We start from the raw sequence: 21150 nt of genomic DNA, 5'->3' as shown, positions 1-21150 counted from the left end.
ACCACATTTTTTCCAAAAAAAGAAAATTTTTCTATTTTTTTTCAACTTTTATTTTTTCTAATTTCAATAATTTTGTTTTAAGAAGTTTTAAGTATATTCTGACAATTTTTCATCAAAAAAGAAAAAGAAGTATCAGCTTACTACTTTTACTTCTTCTAACATTTATAACATTTTTATCTATTTTACAAATTAGAATATATTTACTAAAATTGTAATAATCCATTTTCATCAGATTTAAAATCTGGTTCCCAAGCCACTTCCCAATAATATCCCGTCTAAATTACAAAAATACACATGATATCCACCCAAAAATACATCTTAAGGTTCTTTTACAATCGTCACTCCTGCTTTTTTACAAATTCAACAATTTTATCTACATCATCTTTATTTTATACATTGTATGTTAAAGTAATTCCTTTAAATCTGTTATCAGCATTTCCACTTCAATTTTATCTTCAAGCTCAACATCCATAATGTATCCCCATAGTATATTTATTTGGTCTGCTCCAAATTTTTTATTTATAATCATAGTTACTTCGTGTAAATCCGTTAATCCAATGTCTGGTCCTGCTGTAATGCTTAACAGTATCTTTCTCGCTTTTGGAAGATTTTTTATAAAAGGGCTATCTATTATTTGTTCTGTAGCAAGTTTTACCTTATCCTGCCCTTCACCTTTACCAAATGCTGTTATGCCTTCTCCTGAATTTCCTAGCATTATTTTTACATCATCAAAATCAAGATTCACTACCCCTTGTTTTTTTATTAGATTTGTTATAAATTCTACATTTTTTATAAAAATTTCATCTCTTTTTTCAAATAATTTATCAAAAGTTGCACTAGAATCTGCTTCCACTAATTTTTTAAGAGGCAAAACTATAACAGTATCAGAAATTTCTTCTAATTTCTTAATTTCTTCAGTTCCTCCATTTGAATTAATTGATGTAGCAACTAGAACTACTGTCAATATTCCCATTGTTTTTGCAACTTCTGAAACAACACAGGCTATCTCGTTATTCTTCTTTTCCGACATTTCTGTCAAAATAAATACTAAATCTGTATTTTTCAATTTCCCCTGCACTTTTTCACTTAAATGCTCAGAAGCCAATATTTTTGATTCTACATTCAATTTATCCAAATTCTCTTGATTTGTGTCAATTCCCACAAATTCAACTTCCGTAATCTCTTTTTTCATCATCTTATTCAAGACATTATTTCCCATCGTACCGATTCCAACAACTTTTATTTCAATACCGTCCATTTTTCTTCTCCTTTATATATAAAGTTTTCTTTTCTAGATTTTAACATATTTTTATCAAATATATTAGAACTTTTACTATTTTTTATACAATTTCGCCTTTTCTTCTAATAATAATAAAAAGCTACCATAACTGATAGCTTCATATTTAAAGTTGCTTTATTTTAAGGTAGTGCAGTATCTATTTTTTTACTTTTTCTTTTTTTTATTTATAAATTTTTAAATTATTTTTATTAATCGCCAAAATCTGTTGCAATCAAATATACTTTTACACAGCTCCCTTTTTGTTCAAAATCTTCAGGATTTTCAAATTTAGTTTCTTCAAAGACTGTTCCCCATGCGAGAAATAAGTCTGGATTTTCGGAACTTTTGGCTACTGCTGTGGCGATTTTGCTGATTTCTTCTAGGCGTATGTCGTTTCCTGAGGTTATGTTCATTAGTATTTTTCCTGCTCCTTTTATTGAACGATCTAGAAGTGGGGTATTTAGTGCCTGTTCTACTGCTTTTTTTACTCTGTCCTCTCCGTCTGCTTTTCCAAAGCCCAATACTGTTTTGCCTGAATTTTGCAATATAGACTTAATGTCTGCAAAGTCCAAATTTACAATTCCCTGTTTTTTTATTAAGTCCAGTATTCCCTTTACAATTGTTACAAAGGCTTTTTCTCCTTTTTCATAGATATTTGCCATTGGAAGATTTATGTATAAATCATTCAATCTTTGATATGGAATGACTATTATTGTATCAGCGAAATGTTTTAATCTTTCCTTCCCCTTTTTAGCAAGTTTTATTTTATTCAGGTCTTCAAAATCAAAAGGCTTTGATACTATTGCAACCGTTAGTATATTCATAGATTTCGCAATTTCTGCCACAGCTGATGAAAGTAGCGTTCCTGTTTTTTCTCCCATTTCAGCTATTATAAACACCATATCTGCATTTTGAAATTCTTTTTCTGTTTGTTTTCTTAAATCCTCCATCGCTTCAAATGAAGTTATTGACGACACAAATATTTTCTTGGGAGCTTTTGAACTGTCTAAATTCAGCTTTTCCGTATCTATCGTTATAAAATCAGCCTTTACAATGTTATTTAATATCATTTTATTTATTACATTACTTCCTGTTTTTCCCAAAGCCACTATTTTTATTTTTACACCATTTAATGTGTTTTTCATATCAGTCCCCCGACCTCTGCGTTCCTACAAGCGATGTTACCCACTATTTTTCCTCCTAGATAATCTATATTTCAAGACACTATTTATTAATATTTTTCTTTAATCTATTTTTTAATCACAGTTCTTTAATATATCACAAGACCCTTTATTTTTTATTTTAAAAATATTGATTTTATATTTTAACTTAACACTTTTTTAAAATTATATCAAATTTAATTAGTAAATAAATAAACAAATATTATAAAATTATAGAAAAATATTACTATATTTCATTTTTTTTTATCAATTTTTGGACTATACTATTCTTGTAGATACAAAAAATATTTAAATATAAATCGGGAGGCGGTTTTATGAAATCTAGAAGTCTACTATTATTTTTAATACTATCTTTAGCTTTATTTTCAGTAGTATTATCAAATAAAAATCGTAAAAACAGAAATGAAAATAAACCGAAAAAAGAAAATATGATTCAGGCAGGGAACGAAAACATCAAGGAAATCTATCTTGCTGGTGGCTGTTTCTGGGGACTTGAGGCATATATGGAAAGAATTGACGGGGTAAAGGATGCTACGGTTGGCTATGCGAATGGTAAAACTGAAAAAACGAGTTATAACATTGTCGCATCAACGGATCACGCAGAAACAGTTCACGTAAAATATGACGCAAACAAAATTTCTTTGAGCAAGCTTCTTAAATATTATTTTCAAGTTGTAGATCCTACTAGCATTAATCAGCAGGGAAATGATAGAGGCAGACAATACAGAACAGGGATTTATTATACTAATCCCAAAGATAAAGAAATTATTTTACAGGAAATTGAAGAAGAGCAGAAAAAATATACAGATAAAATTCAAGTTGAAGTTCAGCCTTTGAAAAATTATATACTCGCAGAAGAATACCATCAGGACTATTTGAAAAAAAATCCTAACGGATATTGTCACATTGATGTCAGTAAGGCAGATGAAGTTATTATTGATCCAAAAGATTATCCAAAACCAAGTGATGAAGAATTGAAAAAACGGCTTACTCCACTGCAGTACAGCGTTACACAGAAAAAAAATACTGAACATTCTTTTTCAAACGAGTACTGGGACAATCATGAAGCTGGAATTTATGTGGACATAACAACAGGAGAGCCATTATTTTCCTCAAAAGATAAATATGATTCTGGCTGTGGCTGGCCAAGTTTTACAAAACCTATTTCAAAAGATGTTATAACTTATGCAAATGATACAAGTTTTAATATGGTAAGGACAGAAGTGCTTAGTCGAAGCGGAAAAGCCCACTTGGGACATGTTTTTGATGATGGGCCTAAAGACAAAGGCGGGCTTCGTTATTGCATAAACAGTGCTTCAATTAAATTTATCCCATTAAAAGATATGGAAAAAGAGCATTATGGATATTTAATAAAATTAGTTCAGTAAAATGAACAGGATAGGAGATAATTTATGTTTAATCAGCCATTACTGGTAGGAAGCGTATTTTTAGGAGGGGTAGCAAGTTTTCTATCTCCATGTATTCTTCCCATTGTTCCTGTATATTTGGGAATTTTAAGCAAAGGAAAAAAAACTGTGCTTAATACCTTTCTATTTATTTTAGGTCTTTCACTTACTTTTGTAAGCATTGGCTTTAGTTTTAGTTTTCTTACGGGAATTTTCTTCAATGACACTATAAAAGTTTTGGCAGGAATACTTGTAATAATACTGGGATTACATCAGACAGGCATCTTAAAATTTAACTTTTTAGAAAAAAATAAATCTGTAAATTTGGATTTAATTGAGAAAAATTCTTCATTACAGGCTTTTTTGCTAGGACTAACATTTAGTCTAGGGTGGACTCCATGTGTAGGCCCTATTCTTGCCTCGGTGCTTACTCTTGCAGGGGAAAAAGGATCTGCAGTCTATGGAGGGTTAATGATGTTTATATACGTCTTAGGACTTGCCACTCCATTTGTTCTATTTTCCTTTTTCTCTCAGGAATTGCTAAAAAAAGTACGAGCTTTAAATCAATACACAAACTATTTTAAAATCTTTGGAGGATTTCTAATTATATTTATGGGAATTTTACTAATAATGAATAAGTTTTAATAATTTTATTTTTTAAATTTTATAAAACAATCAGTAATCAAAATAACTTAAAAAATAATTACAAAAAATATTTTAAATTTGCTATAATACAGAAAGGAAGTAATTTTTATGAAAAAATTAATTGTAACAATTGTAACTTTGTTGAGTTTTGGATCGATTTCATTTGGAAATACATTGCAAGGAGTTCAGTTAAAGGACATTAATAATAAACCTGTTTCCCTTAACAAGTACAAAGGTAAGAAAATATATATTAAAATGTGGGCTTCATGGTGTCCTATCTGTCTTTCGGGATTAAGCGAAATTAATTCTTTAAGTGCAGATAAAAGTAAGAATTTTACAGTTATAACAATTGCTTCTCCGGGACAAAAAGGAGAAAAACCTACAGCTAAATTTATTCAGTGGTATAAAGGGCTTAATTACAAAAATATTACTGTTTTACTGGATGAAAAGGGGGAAGTGCTAAAAAGGGCAAAAATTTTGGGGTATCCTTCAAACATTATATTGGATGGGAACTTGAATATTGTTAAAACTTTGCCAGGACATCTGACTGCTGCACAAATCAAAGGAGCTGTTAAATAAGTGTATAGTATTTTAATAATTGATGATGAACCGATTATAAGAAGAGGCATTAAAACCTTTATTGATTTTGAAAAATATAAGATAAGTGATGTTTATGAGGCAGAAGACGGCAATTCTGCCTTTAAGACTTTTTCTGAAGTCTTGCCTGACCTTGTCTTGCTGGATATAAATATTCCCTTTAAAAATGGGCTGACTCTTGCCGAGGAAATGAAATATCTGAAAAGTGATGTTAAGATAGCCATTATTTCTGGATATGACTATTTTGAATATGCTCAAAAGGCTTTAAAAATCGGAGTTGAAGACTATATTTTAAAACCTGTTTCAAAAACGGATATAAATGAAATAATTTCAAAACTTATCTATAAGCTGGAAGAAGATAAAAGATATAACGAAGCAAGAAAAATTATTAATAAAATTAGCCAAATTGAGAAATCTGATAAAAATATTTCTCATAGTAAGTATAAAGATATTTTAACAAAAAAAATTGAAGAAAAATACAGCGATATTTCCTTTAACTTAAATTCTCTGGCTGACGAAATGAATTTATCTTCTGGATATTTGAGTTCACTTTTTAAAAATTTGTTTGGTATTCCTTTTCAGGACTATTTGAATAATATGCGGATGGAAAAGGCAAAATTGCTGCTTTTGACAACAGATCTGAAAAATTATCAAATTGGAGAGCTTGTAGGAATGGAAAACTTTAATTATTTCAATTCAAAATTTAAAAAAACTTTTGGAATGACACCGAAAGAATTTAAGAAAAGTGTGCTGGAGAAACTATGAAACTAAAAAGAACTATGAAAAACTCGATGCTGCTTCAGCTGTTTTTTTATTATATTATTGGAAATCTTCTGTTTGTACTTTTTTTAAGCAGTATTTTTTACTATACTTCAAAATACATCATAATGAACAAGGAAATTGAGTATACTAATGAAAATGTTATAAATACATCCCGTTATATTACTCTTTATGCGGATAAATTGAAAAATATGATTAATCTCTTATCTGTTGATGCCGATGTTAGAAATTTTTTAATATCAGGAAATGAAGATTCAAAAAAGAGCATTGAAAAAATGATTTATTCGATTCTTGAATATAATAAAGGAATTAAAAGTATTACTGTAATTGGAAAAAATGGTAACATTGTATCCAGTGACAAAAATAATGATATGAAAATATCAGAAAATATGATGAAGGAAAAATGGTATGTAGATGCTATAAACAATTCAGATATGCCCGTTTTTAATCCCAGCAGAAAAAATTCCACCTCCTCTATGAACTCAGCTCTCTGGTTTCTTTCAATCAGTCGGGACATAAAAAATTCAAAGGGAGAAAATCTTGGTGTTATTGTTTTTGACATTAAATATGAAATTCTTGAAAGATATTTAAATTCTATCTCTTTTGGAAAACAAATCGACAATATTATAGTAGACAAAAACAACAATATTATTTACTACAAAGATGTGAAATGCTTTGCTGATAAAAAGTGTCTTGCAAAATTCTCAGAAAAAAATAAAAATAAAGATACATATCTATACGAAACACAGATTGAAAATACAAACTGGAATTTAAGAAGCCTTGCAAACACAAATGACTTAGTTACCTTAAAGAAAAATTTCTCTCACATAGTTATTATCATTTTCCTAGTTTCATTAGCTTTTTCTTCCATTATTACATTTATCGTAATAACAAAGATTCTAAGGCCTTTAATAAAACTGGAAAATCATATGCAAAACTTTGAAAATAATCTATGGGAATTTCATTTAAGTGAAAAAACAGGCTATGAAATTCAGAACCTTGTAGAACATTTTAATGTAATGGTTGAAAAGATAAAATATTTGCGGGAATATGAAATAAAGGCTCTTCACAGCCAGATTAATCCACATTTTCTGTATAACACGCTAGATACAATCATTTGGATGGCAGAATTTGAAGACAATGAAAAAGTAATCAGCATTACAAAATCACTTGCAAACTATTTTAGGCTTTCCCTTAGCAACGGACACGAAAAAATACCGTTAAAAGATGAAATTATGCACACTAAAGAATATTTATTCATACAAAAGCAGAGATATGAAGACAAACTTTCCTATTTTTTCAACATAGAAGACGAAAGCCTTCTTTCCATCAAAGTTCCAAAAATCATAATCCAGCCAATTGTAGAAAACTCTATCTATCACGGAATAAAAAACCTTTCTGGAAACGGAATTATCACAATCGACGTTTACAGAGAAAATAGCACTGTCAATATCTCAGTCAAAGACAACGGAATAGGCTTTGAAAAAGCCAAACAGTTCAAAAAAAGCAAGACAGGCGGTGTAGGATTTCAAAATGTCGATAAAAGAATAAAATTCTATTACGGCAAAAATTATGGCGTATTTATAAATAAAGACAACAAAACCGAAGGAGCAGAAGTAATTATAAAAATTCCTTTTAAATCAAGTTTGTAATGTATTCTCACTCCCTTTTAAAATCAAAAAATTGAACTCTTGTTTAAAAATAGTTTTTTATAATGTTATTCTAATTTCTAAAAAAAAAAGACAATTATCATAAAAATGTGTTATAATACAAAAAAAATATAGCGGAGATGATAATATGAAAAAGTTATTTTTGATTGTAATTCTTGCTCTGACTACAGTAAGTTGTAGTTTATTAGATTCAGAAGAATGGAATGAAGCTCGTGAAAGAAGAGAAGAAAGAGGAGTTCATTGTTATAAGCAATATGGAAATGTTTATTGTGAAGATAGGGATGGAAATAGTTATTAATAAATCATTATGTGAAGAAGTGGAATTTTTGAGATTCTGCTTCTTTTTTGCTTTTGAAGAAAAGAAAAAACATTATTATACTAAACCTCGGTTAAATAAGAAATTTATTACAAATTTTTCTAATAAAGAATAACAACTCAATATTTTTAAATAATTAAAATATAATTTTTACTCTTTAAAATCCGTCGGAGCATTTTTCTGTGCTGACAAAACTGTTTGAGCATAGCGAGTTTTTTGTCAGTGCAGAAAAATGTCGTAGACTAGCCATAGGTCGTAGGATTTGCGGCAATGAGCAATCCTACAGAAATAAAAAAAAAAAAAAAAAACATAGTAATATGGAAAAATATTTATTAATCAAAATATACAAAAAATACCCTAATTATTTTAATTAGAGTATTTTCCTAAAAAATCCATTTTATTATTTTGTTCCAAATATTCTATCTCCTGCATCTCCCAAACCTGGATAGATATATGCATGTTCATTAAGTCCTGTATCAATTGCCGCAATGTACAAATCTACATCAGGATGTTTTTCAGTAAATTTCTTTATTCCTTCAGGAGCACTAATGATACAAAGCACAGTTATGTTTTTTACGCCTTTTTCTTTCAAATAGTCAAGTGTGTAAATCATTGAACCACCTGTTGCAAGCATTGGATCTACTACGAAAACTTGACTTTCGACAACGTTTGTTGGCATTTTTGCGTAATAATAGACCGGCTCTAAAGTTTCTTCGTTTCTGTAAACTCCCAGATGCCCTACTTTTGCATTTGGAAGAAGCTGCAGTATTCCATCTATCATTCCAAGTCCTGCTCTTAGGATGGGAACTAATGTTATTGGTTTATCCAGAACTTTTGTAGTAGTTTTCTGAATAGGAGTTTCTGTTTCAATCTCCTTGAGCGGCAAATGTTTTGTTGCTTCATAAACCATAAGTCCTGCTATTTCGTTTAGGCTTTCCCTAAAAAGTTTAGTATCTGTATGTTTATTTCTCAAATTTGAAAGTTTATGTTCAATTAGCGGATGTTTCAATTCAAAAACTGCCATTAATAATCACTCCGTTCTTTTTTATATTCAAACTACTTTTTCATTTTATACCCAAATTCCATTTAAAAAACAGAAATTATATCTTATATTATTTACTGACAAGGAAGCTTGACCTCTTGCGAGAAAATTATAATTAATTTGCTATTTAAATTGGAAGATAGTATAAAATTATATTTTTTACAAAATAATATCTTCAACAGGCATAATAACCGCACCCATCGAAATTCCACGACCTAAATCTATCTTCATAATTTTAATAATCCGTATAATCTCTTGTGCGTGCCTATCTTCCAAATAAGTAACTAAAATACTGTCTGTTCCTGGCCAAACATGTGTATTAAAATGTTTAAAAGTTTTACTCCAAGAACTATGAACAGCTGGAACTATAAAATATTGATCTATTCCATACTCTCTTAATTCTTCTTTCATTTTTTCCGTATAAAATGAATCAAAATATATTTCTAATCTTTTCACAAAATTCTCCCCTCTAATTTTTATAAATATAATTTTGTCTGATAACTCATAAAAATTAACTTTTATAAGTTACCAAATACTTTAATAAATCAAAGAATCGAATTATTTAGCATATCCTCTTCTTTCTTCTTCTTTTTCCTGTCTTCTTTTTTCTTCTTTTTCTTTTTGTTTTCTCTCTTTTCTTTCTTCAACCAACGAATACAACACTGGTGTAAAGAACAATGTCAAGATTGTACAGAATGAAAGTCCAAACATTACTGCAATCGCCATTCCTTGATAGTATCCCGAACTTCCTTTACTCGAGAATACCATTGGCAACCAACCTAATACTGTTGTAAGTGTTGTCATTAAAATTGGTCGAAGTCTTGAACCACAGGCTTCTACTAAGGCATCATGAATCGACCAGCCTTTTTTCCGCAATCCCGCAACGAAATCAAGCATTACAATCGCATTATTAACCGCCATACCAAATAACATCAAGATACCAATCATAACGAACATACTAAGTTGTACTCTAGTTATTGCTAATCCTAAAATTACTCCAATCATTGATAATGGCAATGTTGTCATAATCATAAGTGGCAAGATAAATGATTCCAACTGAACCGCAAGTACTGTATAAATCAACACAATCGCAAGTAACAAGTCTTTCATAATTTGTCCACCCATTTCAGATTGGTTTTTAGCTTGTCCTGCTACCCCAATTTTGTATCCTTCAGCTGGATTTGCCTTCTTGAATGACTGTTGAATAAATGTCGCTGCATCATTAAATCCTTTTGATTTATCCAAGTTTGCACCAACTGTTACAATTCTTGTACCATTTTCTGTTGAAATAGTTGACGCACTTTCTTCATATTGCATTGTAGCAATATCTCCTAATCTAACATAAGTTCCTTTATTAGTTTTTATCTCTAAATCCATAATTTTATTCAATGAATTTTTTTGATTTTTTTCTAATTCCAGTACTACATCCAATGTTTCTGTACTTTGAGTTATATCAATCGGATTTGCAGATCCAGAAGCTGTCATAAACAACATTTGAGTAATATCTGTTACAGTTATTCCATAACTTTCCGCTTTTACTCTGTCAACTTCCAATTTAGCTTGTGGATATCCACCTTCAGTCGATGACTTAACATCCTTAAACCAAGACTGGCTCTTCATATCATTCATTATCGAATTTGCAATTCTATTTAATTCTTGTGGGTCATCACCTTCTATTTGAAACGAATAATCCTTCTGCGATAAACGACCTCCTGCTTTTTGTGGTGAAACCGCAAGTGTTACATTTGGTAAATCTTTTAATTTTTCTCTGACACGGTTCATTGCCTTCATCGTATCTTTCTTTACATCGACATTTATTGTCGCTGCACTTTTTGAGGCAATAACATTTATATCTTTAGTCGCTGGATCTGCTTTTACAACAGCTTCCATTTTATTTGCAATATCTTTTGACACATCTAAATCTAATCCTGTCGCAAGTGTCGCAACTACCGAATATTGATTATCATCAATCGTTGGGAAGAATGTAGTTTTTACTGTTTTTCCTATTCCAAATACAACTACTACAAATGCTATTACAATTCCAATTACCATTTTCCATCTATTTCCCAATACTTTTGCCACTAATTCTTTATATTTATCCCTAAATGCATTAAATCTATCGGCTTTTTCAGCATTATCTGCGATTTTTTTAACATCTAAAAATAAACTTGAAGCCATCGGAACCCATAACATCGCAACAATGATTGAAGCTGATAACGCAAACATCATTGAAAATGCAATACTTTTAAATACTTCTTTAGTAATTCCTTCAAACAATATAATAGGTAGAAATACACAAACTGAAGTCGCCGTTGACGCCATCATCGGAAGAATTACTTCATTTGTACCCCGTATCGCTGCTACATCTGCTGGTTCCTTATTAATCTGAATGTGATCAAAAATATTATCCAGCGTAACAACTCCGTTATCTACCAGTGATCCAACCGCAAGTGATAATCCCATTAACGAAATCATATTCAATGTTATCCCTTGTGTTGTAAGTAAAAAGAATGTAAACATTGCTGAAATAGGAATCAATGTTCCCACAACTAATGACGCTCGCAAGTTTTTCAAGAATACAAAAAGTACTATGATTGTAATGATAACCGCTTGTATCCCAGAACTTGCAACATTTTTTATCGATTCACTAACTTTTTCACTGTTATCAACTATTATATTATAACTAGAACCTGCTGGAAATAATGGTTTTGCTTCTTTCAAAGTTTCCTTAGCCTTTTTAGCAACCTCTACCAAGTTACCATCTTTACTCTTTTGAATCATAACGGCAACCATTTCTTTTCCATTATATGTTACATATGATGTAGGATCCTCTGTTCCGTACTCAACTTTTGCCACATCAGCCAATCTAACTGTTTGATTATTTTGATTTGAAATAACGATATCCTGAATTTGATCAAGCTCTTTTAACTCTCCATCAACTTTTAGGATAAATTCTTTCGTCCCATCAGTTATTGTACCTGCTGGTGTTACCGTATTAGCTGCTTTTATTTTACTATAAATTTCTGCCGCTGACAAATTATATTCCTTTAATCTAGCTGGATCCAGCCAAACTTTAATTTGTCTTGTCGCATTACCCATTACAGAAATATTACCGATACCTCTATTTCTCTTCAATCTAGGTTGTAATGTTTCTTCAACAAATGATGTTATTAACTCTTTATTTTTCCCAGTAATTCCAATCATTAACGCCATGTTGGAACTACCTGCCATATCTAATTTTGATACTGTAGGATCTTTAAAATTGTCATCATCTGGCAATTGTCCTTTTATTTTATCTATTTGTGTTTGAACTTGTACTTGTTTAATATCTGTATCTACACCATAGTTAAACTCTATCGTAACTACTGATGAACCATAAGATGAAGATGTTGTAATATTTTTAATTCCATCTACATTCAATGCCGCATCTTCGATTTTTTTAGATACTTGTGTTTTTACATCTTCCGCTGTCGCTCCCGTCCAAGTGGCATTAACAACAACTATCGGTGTATCGAAATCTGGTATTCTTTCCTGTTTCATACCTGTCATCGCTACCCAACCAGCAAAAATCATAAATATAAGTATCATCGTTGTCGACACTACTCTCTTCGTTGCAAATTCTGCTACTGTCATTTTATCTCATACGATTGCAATAACCGTACGCTCCTTTCTCTATTTTTCTATTACTGCACAATATTTACTTTTTCATTCGCTTGTATAACATTTTGTCCATCAACAACTAACTGATCTCCAGCTGTCAAACCATCACCAGTCACTGCCGCATAAGTTTCATTTTGATTAGAAATATTTATCGGTATCATAACCGCTTTTCCATCTCTAATAACATAAATAACTTGCTGAACTCCTCTTACTACAATCGCCTTTTTAGGAATAATCAACCCATCTTCAGCTCCTGTTGCAATATTTGCTTTTCCATACATTCCACTTTTTAATTCTCTATCTGGATTAGGGAATTTAACTTTTACAATAAATTGTCTACTAGCTGAATCAGCTGAAGCCGCTATTTCATAAACTGTTCCAACAATTTCCTTACCATTCAATTCATCAACTTTTATAATCGCTTGTGCTCCCATTTGAATTTTTTTAACAATTTCTGCTGGAACTCCAATTTCCAATTTCATTTCACTTTCATTAACCAATGTAAACAATTTTGCTCCTGCTGATACTTGTTGATGTCTTTCTAAATCCATATTCGCAATATATCCGCTAACTTTAGTTTTAATAACAGTTTTACTGTTAGTATCATTTGCTGTAGCCAAATTAGCTTGTGCCGAACTCAAACTGTTTCTTCTAGAAGATAATGCATTTACCGCTGTATTATAGTTACTTCTAGCTGAATTTAAGTTAGCTTGTGCCGAACTTAATTTTGTTTGTGCTGTCAAGAAATCAGTTTCTGTAATTAATCTTTTATCATATAACATTTTATATTTTTGATAATTAATTCTCGCTTCTTCCACTGCTGCTGCTGCTGAGGCAATATTTCCTTTAGCTGCACTAATATCTCCATGTGCCGAACTAATATTAGATTCTGCCGTTCTTACATTTGAAACAGCCTCTCTAACACCAGATCTTGCCGCTTGATTATCAATCGCCACAATTACTTGCCCTGCATTCACATAATCACCATTTTTCCCATTAATTACTACAACTTCCCCGCTTGAAGTCGCTGTATACGGTATTTCTTCTATCCCTTTTATCGATCCACTCGCCGTGTATCCCAACGACATTTGATTTTGACCAATTACTTGCACTTTTACTGGTCTTGCCATAGATAAATTTTCTTTTGGTTTTTTCTTTCCGCATGAAACAGTAAGCAACGCTAACACCATCATTGCTACAATTATTTTTTTATTTATTTTCATTTTTCCTCCCTATTCTTAGTGACTTTAATTATTTATAAAAGCCTCTAAAATCCAATTAAATTAATATTTTTCTCCTGTTTTTATATTTAATATTATTCCCTATTTAAAAAGTGAAAATTTCATTTTGATTATTTTATAATTCTCAAATTAAATGGTTCTTTTATTTTACCATTTAAATTCTATCAACTTTTCCAATTCATATCATTTCTATAAAATTTTTTATCTCTAATCCAAATATGCTCCATATTTAGAAACTAGGAAATAATAATTCAATTTAGCCTGTGCATAATTTACTCTGGCTTGTCTTAAATTAGTTTCCGATTGCAACAAATTTTCCATCGTAATTAATCTGTAAGAATATCTTTCTTTTTCCAAATTATATGATTCTTCTGCTTTTTGCACCGCTAATTGCAATGCTGCTATACTTTTTTCCAGCGATCTTAACTGATAATAAGTTTTTCTCATATTTGCTTGAACAGTTTCCAGAGTCTGATCCACTTGAACAGCTGATATTTCCTGAGTCTTTTTCGCATAATTTACATTATTTTTTCTTGCTCCCCAGTCAAATATGTCCCAGCTCCATTTTACTCCTGCTGAAGTTGTAAAGTTTTTTGTCTTGAAAATATTTCCAAACTTATCTTGACTTTGCAATACACCATAATTTATCATTCCGCTAACTGTCGGCTTAAAATCTGCTTCCTGCACTTTTATATTTTTTTTGCTCAGATCATTTTGCTTCACAGCTATCTTATATTCTGTATTTTCCAGCGGCAATTTTGCCAAATCTTCATCCAATTTAACTGTCTTTGTAAAGTTATCCTCTACTCCAAATGGAACTATCTCGATTTGCGAACTATTTTTCACTCCGATTAAAATTCCCAATGCCTCTTTTGAAACTTCTATATTCCCTTCCTGCTCTACAATTTGTGCTTCAATGGATGCCACGCTTCTTTCTGCTTCTGTAAGTTCTGGCTGAGTTGTCATTCTTAAATCATATAGTTCTTTTTGTGTTTTTAAATTTTCATCTAACGTTTCCTTTGATTTCTGCAATACTCCCAATGTGCTCATTGCATTGTAAACATCAATATATGCTTGAACTGTACTTAAAACTGTATCTTTTCTCACTTTATCCAGACTAAGCTGCGACAATGTCAATTTTTCTTTACTAATTTCGTGATTCAGTTTCAATTTTCCGCCTGTATAGATCGGTTGCGACAATGTCAAGTAATGCTGATAAGCCTCTCCAGTTCTACTAAAACTCTTATCCAAATGCTCTTGAGCGCTTCCAGAATAACCTACTGTAAAAAATCTGTTAGCCCAGGCTCTATCCACATCAATTTTCCCTTGCTCTGTTTTCAACATCTCAATCTTAATGTCCTTATTATTTTTAATTGCCATTTCTGCTGCTTCCTGTATCGTTATTTTTTCTGCAAAACCCGGAATTGCAATTAACAATAATAATGGCACCACTATCATTCGCAATTTATTTTTTTTCATCTTGTCCTCCTGTTTAATCTATTTTAATGCATTATCGATGAATTTTACAATTTCATTAATTAATTTCTGATTATCCTCTACTATCCCATCAAACTCTCCCTTTGAGGAAAAAGTATATTCTTTTTTACATACAATTTTTTTAATCAAATAATTATTAATTGCCGAAATTATAAAATCTGAAATAATTTCCATATCATATTCTCTGTTACTTTCATATCTTAAAAGTACATTTTCTTTAATAAAACTCTTGAAAAATTTTGTCATTTCTTCATGAAATTTCCCTACATTTGTATTCTGGGTAAAAGAATTCATTATTCCAATATCCACATTGTTCAAAAGTTCTAGAATACTTTTAAATCTTTCTTTAATGAAATTTTCCAAAGTTTTTTTCGGATTTTCATCAATTTCTACTTTCGAATATCTTTCCATTTCAGAGTTTTTCATGCTTTCCAACAACTCACACAAAAGTTCCTCTTTCGTCTTGAAATACGTATAAAAACTCCCTTTTGAAATTCCCAATGCCTTTGTTATATCCTCAACTTTTGTATCCATATACCCATTTTCCCTAAATAATTCAAAGGCCTTTTCCAATATTTTCCTCTTTTTCTGTTTTTTTATATTTTTCTCTTTTACAAACATCTCCCTACCTAACAATAAAAATTGACTTACAAGTCATTATATTATAATATAATTTTTTTATAATTTGTCAATCTTTTTCTATTAACCTTATAATCTTAATACGAGCAATCTTTTTCCTTGTAAAATACCTTTTTATTAGATAAAGCAGTTAAGTTAATTTTTCAAAAAAAATTCTAATATCATTTTCCATTAAATTAATGGATTCATCTCTGAACCTCCCACGACTAAAGTAGCGAGTGTTCTTGCACTATTTAATAAATTTTGTTTAACAAAAAGATAGCAAGAAGTCGTAGGCTTTCTATAAGTGGGAGATGAATTGCTTTTTTTTAAAGTTGAAAAAAGGATACACTTATGATACAATTTTTATATAAAATATTGAAGAGAAGTCATTAAAAATAATATTCAAAATCAAAAGAAGGTGTAATTTTATGAAATATAATTTAGCATTCAAATATAGAATTTATCCAAATAAGGAGCAGGAGTTGTTGATAAACAAGACTTTTGGATGTGTTCGTTTTGTTTACAATACGATTTTGTATGCTGCAAATAAATTTTATGAAGAAACTGGGAAAAATAAAATAATTACACCTGCTAGTTTGAAAAGTGAAAATCAATTTTTGAAAGAAGTAGACAGTCTGGCACTTTCAAATGCTCAATTGAATGTAAAACGATCGTTTACGAATTTCTTTCAGAAGAGGGCAAAATTTCCAAGGTTCAAATCTAAAAAGACTAGTGTTAAAAGTTACACGACAAATTGTGTGAACAATTCGATACGAATTGAGGAAAACAAGTATTTGGTTTTGCCAAAATTGAAAAGAATAAAATTAAAATATCATAGAGAAATACCAAAAAATTATAGAATAAAGTCAGTAACATTGACAAACAGTAATGGAAATTACTATGTTTCTGTTTTGACGGAATTTGAAAAAGAAATTCAAAAAATGCCAAGTAGCAATAAAATAATTGGACTTGATTTTTCAATGCCTGAATTATTTGTCAGTTCTGAAAACCAAAGAGCTGATTATCCAAAATATTTTAGGATATTGGAGAAAAAATTGAAAAAATTACAAAAGTCATTGTCAAGAAAAGTGAAATTTTCTAAAAATTGGTATAAGCAAAAAGCGAAAATATCAAAATTGCATGAGTATATCAAAAATTGCCGAAGAGATTTTTTGCATAAATTATCGAAAAAATTGTCTGAAGATTATAATGCTGTGGTTGTTGAGGATTTAAATATGAAAGGGATGAGCCAGGCATTAAATTTTGGGAAAAGTGTAGGAGATAATGGATGGGGAATGTTTTTGAGGATGCTTGAGTATAAACTGATGTTTTTAGGAAAGCAATTTTTGAAGATAGATAAGTGGTTTCCGTCGTCGAAAACTTGCAGTAAATGTGGAAATGTTAAAGAGGAACTGAAATTATCAGAAAGAAGCTATAAATGTGAGTGCTGTGGAATTGAGATTGATAGAGATTACAATGCAGCACTGAATATAAAAAACATTGGAAAATTGATGTTGGAATATTAGGAAAATAAAAAAAAACAGGGCAGGGACTGCCCGAAGAGCTTGGTAAATATATTTGGCTAGCAAAAGCAGATACTTCCCAAGAAGCTCCCGCTTCTGAAAGCGGGAGTAGTTCACATAAAATATTGATCTTTTACTAAAAAAATTTGCTATTTGAAAAAATAATAAAAAAAAATGCAAAACAGCATAATTACTGATTTGCACTATATATTCTAATTTTAGTTGTTATGATGGTGCCCAGACGCGGAATCGAACCACGGACACAGGGATTTTCAGTCCCTTGCTCTACCGACTGAGCTATCTGGGCAAATGGCGGAAGTGACGAGACTCGAACTCGCGACATCTTGCGTGACAGGCAAGCACTCTAACCAACTGAGCTACACCTCCATAAAAATGGTGGTCACAATTGGGCTCGAACCAATGACCCCCTGCTTGTAAGGCAGGTGCTCTCCCAACTGAGCTATGCGACCACATCAACTTTATTACTCAATAAGTATAACATATATTTTCAAATATTTCAACTCTTTTTTTTAAAAATTTTATAAATATCCATATTTTTTTAATTCAAGTTATCAAATCCCTGAAAAATTATACTTATTTACAATTCTAAAAGGAGTGTCCAGAATTTTGTGTAAACTAATAGATAAATCCAGTAAATTCAGTACTTTGCATAACAATATATCAAAATTTGCATGTCTTACAAAATCCTCCACTACTGGATATTTTTCTCATATTTCAAGTATTCTATTTACAAAAAAATTTCTGCACACTCTTCATTTTTATTTTTTACCAGTAAATTTCCCGTCCATACTTCCCAAAAGCTGACAAAATTCTTCCTTCATCATTTGTCTTAATTTGATAAAATTCCACTCTTTTTTTAAATGTCTTATTTACTTCCTTTACCAATTCCCTAAAATCAAGCCTGTTATTCGCTGTAAAATAAAATATCAACTTTCCTTCATCAAATGTATATTCTCCAATAACAAGATTCATTTCAGGAAGCAGTCTTTTTACAATCTTTTTACATTTAAAATATGCTTCATCAGCCTTTTTATCCAAATCTGCTAATTTTTTTACTTCTTCCTCTGTCAATTTTCTTTTTACTTCCCTAATTTTCAAATCATCTTGATCAGCATTCTGTCTATTTAATGTAACTCCAAGAACTATGCCTATCTGTTCCCCACGAATTGTATCTACAAGAACGTAATCTCCCTTTTTATAATCTTCCGAATCGCTTATCATAAATGGATAAACTTTTTTTGTTTTCCTAAATTTTATATTTATTATCTTCATAAAATCCCACCTTCCAAAAAGCTGAAATGCCCTCTTTCACTTATTATTAAATGATCCAGCAACCGTATTTCTATATTTTCCAAAACTTCCTTTACCTTTCTCGTCAGCAAAATATCAGATTCTGACGGCTTTAATGAGCCTGATGGATGATTATGCACCAGAATTACTCCCTTTGCATTATATTCTAAAATTTTTTTTACCAATTCCCGAATATAGACCGTGCTTCTGTCGATCGTTCCAAAAAAAAGTTCCTCTTCCTTTAACAGTTCATTCTGTGTATTTAAAAACAATACCTTAAATACTTCAATATCCCTGCTTAAAAGGGAAAATTTCAGATAATTCAGCAATTTCAGGTTGCTTGAAAGTACGATTCGCTCATTATATACTTTTTTATACAATTCATTTTCAATTATTTCAAATAAAAGTTTAAAAAATACGGCTGCCCTTTCAGTCATATATTTATTTTTTTGCAGTTCTTCCCCAGGCTGTTTCAAAATCGTATACAAATCCCGATATTTCCTTAAAAGTTCCCCTGCAATTCCTCTACAATTTTTCCTAGTAACTGTATAAGTAAGCAATAATTCCAAAATTTCACAATCTGTAAATCCTTTTGCCCCTGTTGACAGAAATCGCTGCCTTAGTCTTTCTCGATGCCCCTTTTCCTTTTCTTCATCCAGCATTCGTTCAAAATCTATTTTTTTATTATTTTTATTCCCATTATCCCTCTTCATTTTTCCCCCCAGAAAAATATCATAATACAAGCCAAATTTCTCTAAAAATGCCTTGCTTTTACTCAAATAGTTTACCATAAAACTAAAAAAATGACAAACTAAATTGAGAATATGACAGAGTAAAAAATATAGGGGCAGCCAAAATAACATAATAAAAATTTTGGGCTGTCTTTTTTAAATCATTCTGCTTTGTGATATTTCCTTCAGAGCTTCCCTTATCAAACTTTCTCCTCCTCTTAAATATGGAATGTTTGTCCCTTTTCCTGCTTCGCTAATGATATCTGGCAAACAACTTGTTTCTATTACTTTTTCCATTGAACCCACTCTTGTCCCATTAAAATACAGTTTGTGAGCCTTGTCCCTGTCCTTGCCATAGTTTGCAAAGAAAGTTTGGTACATTGCTCTTCTCTTTATCCTTTTTCTTGAAAAGGCTTTTGGTCTGCTTGAAAGGAATCTTGAGCATTCATGGGATACAAGAGCTTCTGTCCTTGACCCTATGTAATCTTTTTCTGTATAGATTCTTCTTATCTTCTCATACTGGTTAAGCAGCATCTTCATTTGATCTTTTCTTCTCTGGCTTATATTTTCTTTTTCCTTAAAAGTTTCATAAAAGTTTTCAAGTTCTGTAAAATTATCTTTCTCAAGCCATTTGTAAAGGTTTTTTGATATTTCCTTATCCCTTTTGGAAATCTCGCCTATGGCTTTTACCAGATGAAACTTGTCATAAATATGTACCGGCTTGTAAATTCTAAGCTCTCCTACGAAGCTGTCTATCCATTTTCCGCCATCAGAGTTCACAATCAGTTTTTTCTTATCCATACTGTATCTTTTTTCAAGATAGTTAAGCACATACTCCGACACTTCCTCAAGCGATACAGATGTAGGGAACATTACTGTATGCTTGTCAATGAGCTTGTTCCTGTCCTTGCAGACTTTCTCAATTCCACGATGTATAGCAACCATCCTCATATATGTATTTCTGCTTCTTCTGCATTTCATATGGTCTTCATCAATTTCCATATATACTGGCGAATCATCATCCTTTTCAAACCTTCCAATATCAAGTTTTGGCATTTCAAAAGAATTGACAAGATTATACACGGTAGCTTTTGAAACAGCATAAGTCTTTGCAACAAATGAAGCTGCAGTATGCTGATATTCAAAAAGTATGGTAAAAATCAGCTCCTCAGAAAGCCGTCTGTACCGTTTAAGTCCAATTTTTTCATCAATGTAGTAGTAAACGCCTGTTTTCTTATCTACATATTTTCGACGTTCAAAAGTTACATATCCAAAAGCAGTAGTGACAGTTCTTTTGACAAACCCTTTACTTTTAAATCTATTCTTTCTTTCATTGGAATAAAAAAAGTTGTCATCAACTTTTTTAACATAAACTCTAAACAGTATTTCAAAAGCCTTTATGATAAATAGTTTAAATTGTTGCTCAAACGAAAGTTTGAAGGAAAAAATATTTTTAAAAAAAGTCTTTACAATTGAATAAAAATCTGATATTCTAATCATAGAGGAAACCACCTTTCAATAGGATTGAGGGATTATATTGTAACTGGTTTCCTCTTTTTTGTTAATTAAAAATTTGATTAAATTTATTTGCCCCTATATTTTTTACTCTGTCTTGAGAATATTGAAAAAAATTAAAGGCAAATAATATTT

General features: G+C 30.8%; 18 protein-coding genes and 3 tRNA genes. 7 read left to right on the top strand and 14 right to left on the bottom strand.

Annotation, left to right across the window (positions count from 1 at the left end):
* Window positions 1-403: 403 nt before the first annotated feature.
* Window positions 404-1258 carry a cell division protein FtsZ gene (locus tag HW276_RS01220; protein ID WP_178937105.1) on the bottom strand — a complete coding sequence of 285 codons (855 nt, stop codon included), beginning with the start codon at window positions 1256-1258 and terminating at the stop codon, window positions 404-406.
* 230 nt (window positions 1259-1488) lie between these two features.
* Window positions 1489-2424 carry a cell division protein FtsZ gene (locus tag HW276_RS01215; RefSeq protein ID WP_178937104.1) on the bottom strand — a complete coding sequence of 312 codons (936 nt, stop codon included), beginning with the start codon at window positions 2422-2424 and terminating at the stop codon, window positions 1489-1491.
* A gap of 350 nt (window positions 2425-2774) precedes the next feature.
* Between HW276_RS01215 and msrB the strand changes: the two genes are divergently transcribed.
* From msrB to HW276_RS01185, 6 genes are all read left to right on the top strand, one after another.
* Window positions 2775-3848: a peptide-methionine (R)-S-oxide reductase MsrB gene (gene msrB / locus HW276_RS01210; RefSeq protein ID WP_178937103.1), complete on the top strand. Its 1074-nt coding sequence runs from the start codon at window positions 2775-2777 to the stop codon at window positions 3846-3848.
* 24 nt (window positions 3849-3872) lie between these two features.
* Entirely contained in the window at window positions 3873-4511 is a 639-nt protein-coding gene (locus HW276_RS01205) for a cytochrome c biogenesis protein CcdA (protein WP_018451030.1), read from the top strand.
* Window positions 4512-4619: 108 nt separating this feature from the next.
* On the top strand, window positions 4620-5090 hold the full coding sequence (locus HW276_RS01200) for a redoxin family protein (RefSeq protein ID WP_178937102.1): 471 nt from the start codon (window positions 4620-4622) through the stop codon (window positions 5088-5090).
* Window positions 5091-5873 carry a response regulator gene (locus tag HW276_RS01195; protein WP_178937101.1) on the top strand — a complete coding sequence of 261 codons (783 nt, stop codon included), beginning with the start codon at window positions 5091-5093 and terminating at the stop codon, window positions 5871-5873. It abuts the gene before it with no gap.
* Entirely contained in the window at window positions 5870-7540 is a 1671-nt protein-coding gene (locus tag HW276_RS01190; RefSeq protein ID WP_178937100.1) for a sensor histidine kinase, read from the top strand. The genes HW276_RS01195 and HW276_RS01190 overlap by 4 nt, the downstream gene beginning before the upstream one ends.
* 145 nt (window positions 7541-7685) lie before the next feature.
* Window positions 7686-7856, top strand: coding sequence for a hypothetical protein (locus HW276_RS01185; protein ID WP_178937099.1), 171 nt, complete (start codon window positions 7686-7688; stop codon window positions 7854-7856).
* A 418-nt stretch (window positions 7857-8274) separates the two neighbouring features.
* Here HW276_RS01185 and upp read toward each other — a convergent pair whose 3' ends face one another.
* The 6 genes from upp to HW276_RS01155 form a co-directional block, all read right to left on the bottom strand.
* Complete coding sequence (gene upp / locus HW276_RS01180) at window positions 8275-8898, bottom strand: uracil phosphoribosyltransferase (RefSeq protein WP_178937098.1); 624 nt, start codon at window positions 8896-8898, stop codon at window positions 8275-8277.
* A 177-nt stretch (window positions 8899-9075) separates the two neighbouring features.
* Window positions 9076-9372, bottom strand: a complete 297-nt coding sequence (locus HW276_RS01175) for a PG0541 family transporter-associated protein (RefSeq protein ID WP_178937097.1) — start codon at window positions 9370-9372, stop codon at window positions 9076-9078.
* 102 nt (window positions 9373-9474) lie between these two features.
* On the bottom strand, window positions 9475-12549 hold the full coding sequence (locus tag HW276_RS01170; RefSeq protein WP_178937096.1) for an efflux RND transporter permease subunit: 3075 nt from the start codon (window positions 12547-12549) through the stop codon (window positions 9475-9477).
* Between the two features lie 50 nt (window positions 12550-12599).
* The gene (locus tag HW276_RS01165) at window positions 12600-13799 is read right to left on the bottom strand and encodes an efflux RND transporter periplasmic adaptor subunit (protein ID WP_178937095.1); all 1200 of its coding nucleotides are present in this window, start codon (window positions 13797-13799) and stop codon (window positions 12600-12602) included.
* Window positions 13800-14024: 225 nt separating this feature from the next.
* Complete coding sequence (locus HW276_RS01160; protein WP_147002788.1) at window positions 14025-15296, bottom strand: TolC family protein; 1272 nt, start codon at window positions 15294-15296, stop codon at window positions 14025-14027.
* Between the two features lie 18 nt (window positions 15297-15314).
* Window positions 15315-15887 carry a TetR/AcrR family transcriptional regulator gene (locus HW276_RS01155; protein ID WP_255460267.1) on the bottom strand — a complete coding sequence of 191 codons (573 nt, stop codon included), beginning with the start codon at window positions 15885-15887 and terminating at the stop codon, window positions 15315-15317.
* Between the two features lie 476 nt (window positions 15888-16363).
* Here HW276_RS01155 and HW276_RS01150 point away from each other — a divergent pair, with 476 nt between their 5' ends.
* Window positions 16364-17461, top strand: a complete 1098-nt coding sequence (locus HW276_RS01150; protein ID WP_178937093.1) for an RNA-guided endonuclease TnpB family protein — start codon at window positions 16364-16366, stop codon at window positions 17459-17461.
* Between the two features lie 228 nt (window positions 17462-17689).
* Here HW276_RS01150 and HW276_RS01145 read toward each other — a convergent pair.
* The 6 genes from HW276_RS01145 to HW276_RS01120 form a co-directional block, all read right to left on the bottom strand.
* Window positions 17690-17765: transfer RNA gene (locus tag HW276_RS01145), tRNA-Phe, on the bottom strand.
* A 3-nt stretch (window positions 17766-17768) separates the two neighbouring features.
* Window positions 17769-17845: transfer RNA gene (locus HW276_RS01140), tRNA-Asp, on the bottom strand.
* A 7-nt stretch (window positions 17846-17852) separates the two neighbouring features.
* A tRNA-Val gene (locus HW276_RS01135) sits at window positions 17853-17928 on the bottom strand.
* Window positions 17929-18244: 316 nt separating this feature from the next.
* The gene (gene ricT, locus HW276_RS01130) at window positions 18245-18751 is read right to left on the bottom strand and encodes a PSP1 domain-containing protein (RefSeq protein ID WP_178937092.1); all 507 of its coding nucleotides are present in this window, start codon (window positions 18749-18751) and stop codon (window positions 18245-18247) included.
* A complete protein-coding gene (locus HW276_RS01125) occupies window positions 18748-19482 on the bottom strand; it encodes a RadC family protein (protein ID WP_147002785.1) in 735 nt (244 codons plus the stop codon). Before HW276_RS01125 ends, ricT begins: the two co-directional genes overlap by 4 nt.
* Window positions 19483-19656: 174 nt before the next feature.
* Entirely contained in the window at window positions 19657-21000 is a 1344-nt protein-coding gene (locus HW276_RS01120; protein ID WP_178937091.1) for an ISLre2 family transposase, read from the bottom strand.
* Window positions 21001-21150: the final 150 nt, after the last annotated feature.

The organism is Leptotrichia sp. oral taxon 417, from assembly GCF_013394865.1.
GTDB lineage: Bacteria > Fusobacteriota > Fusobacteriia > Fusobacteriales > Leptotrichiaceae > Leptotrichia > Leptotrichia wadei_A.
Note: the sequence above shows the minus strand (reverse complement) of the source record. Positions and strands in the feature narration are given on the sequence as shown.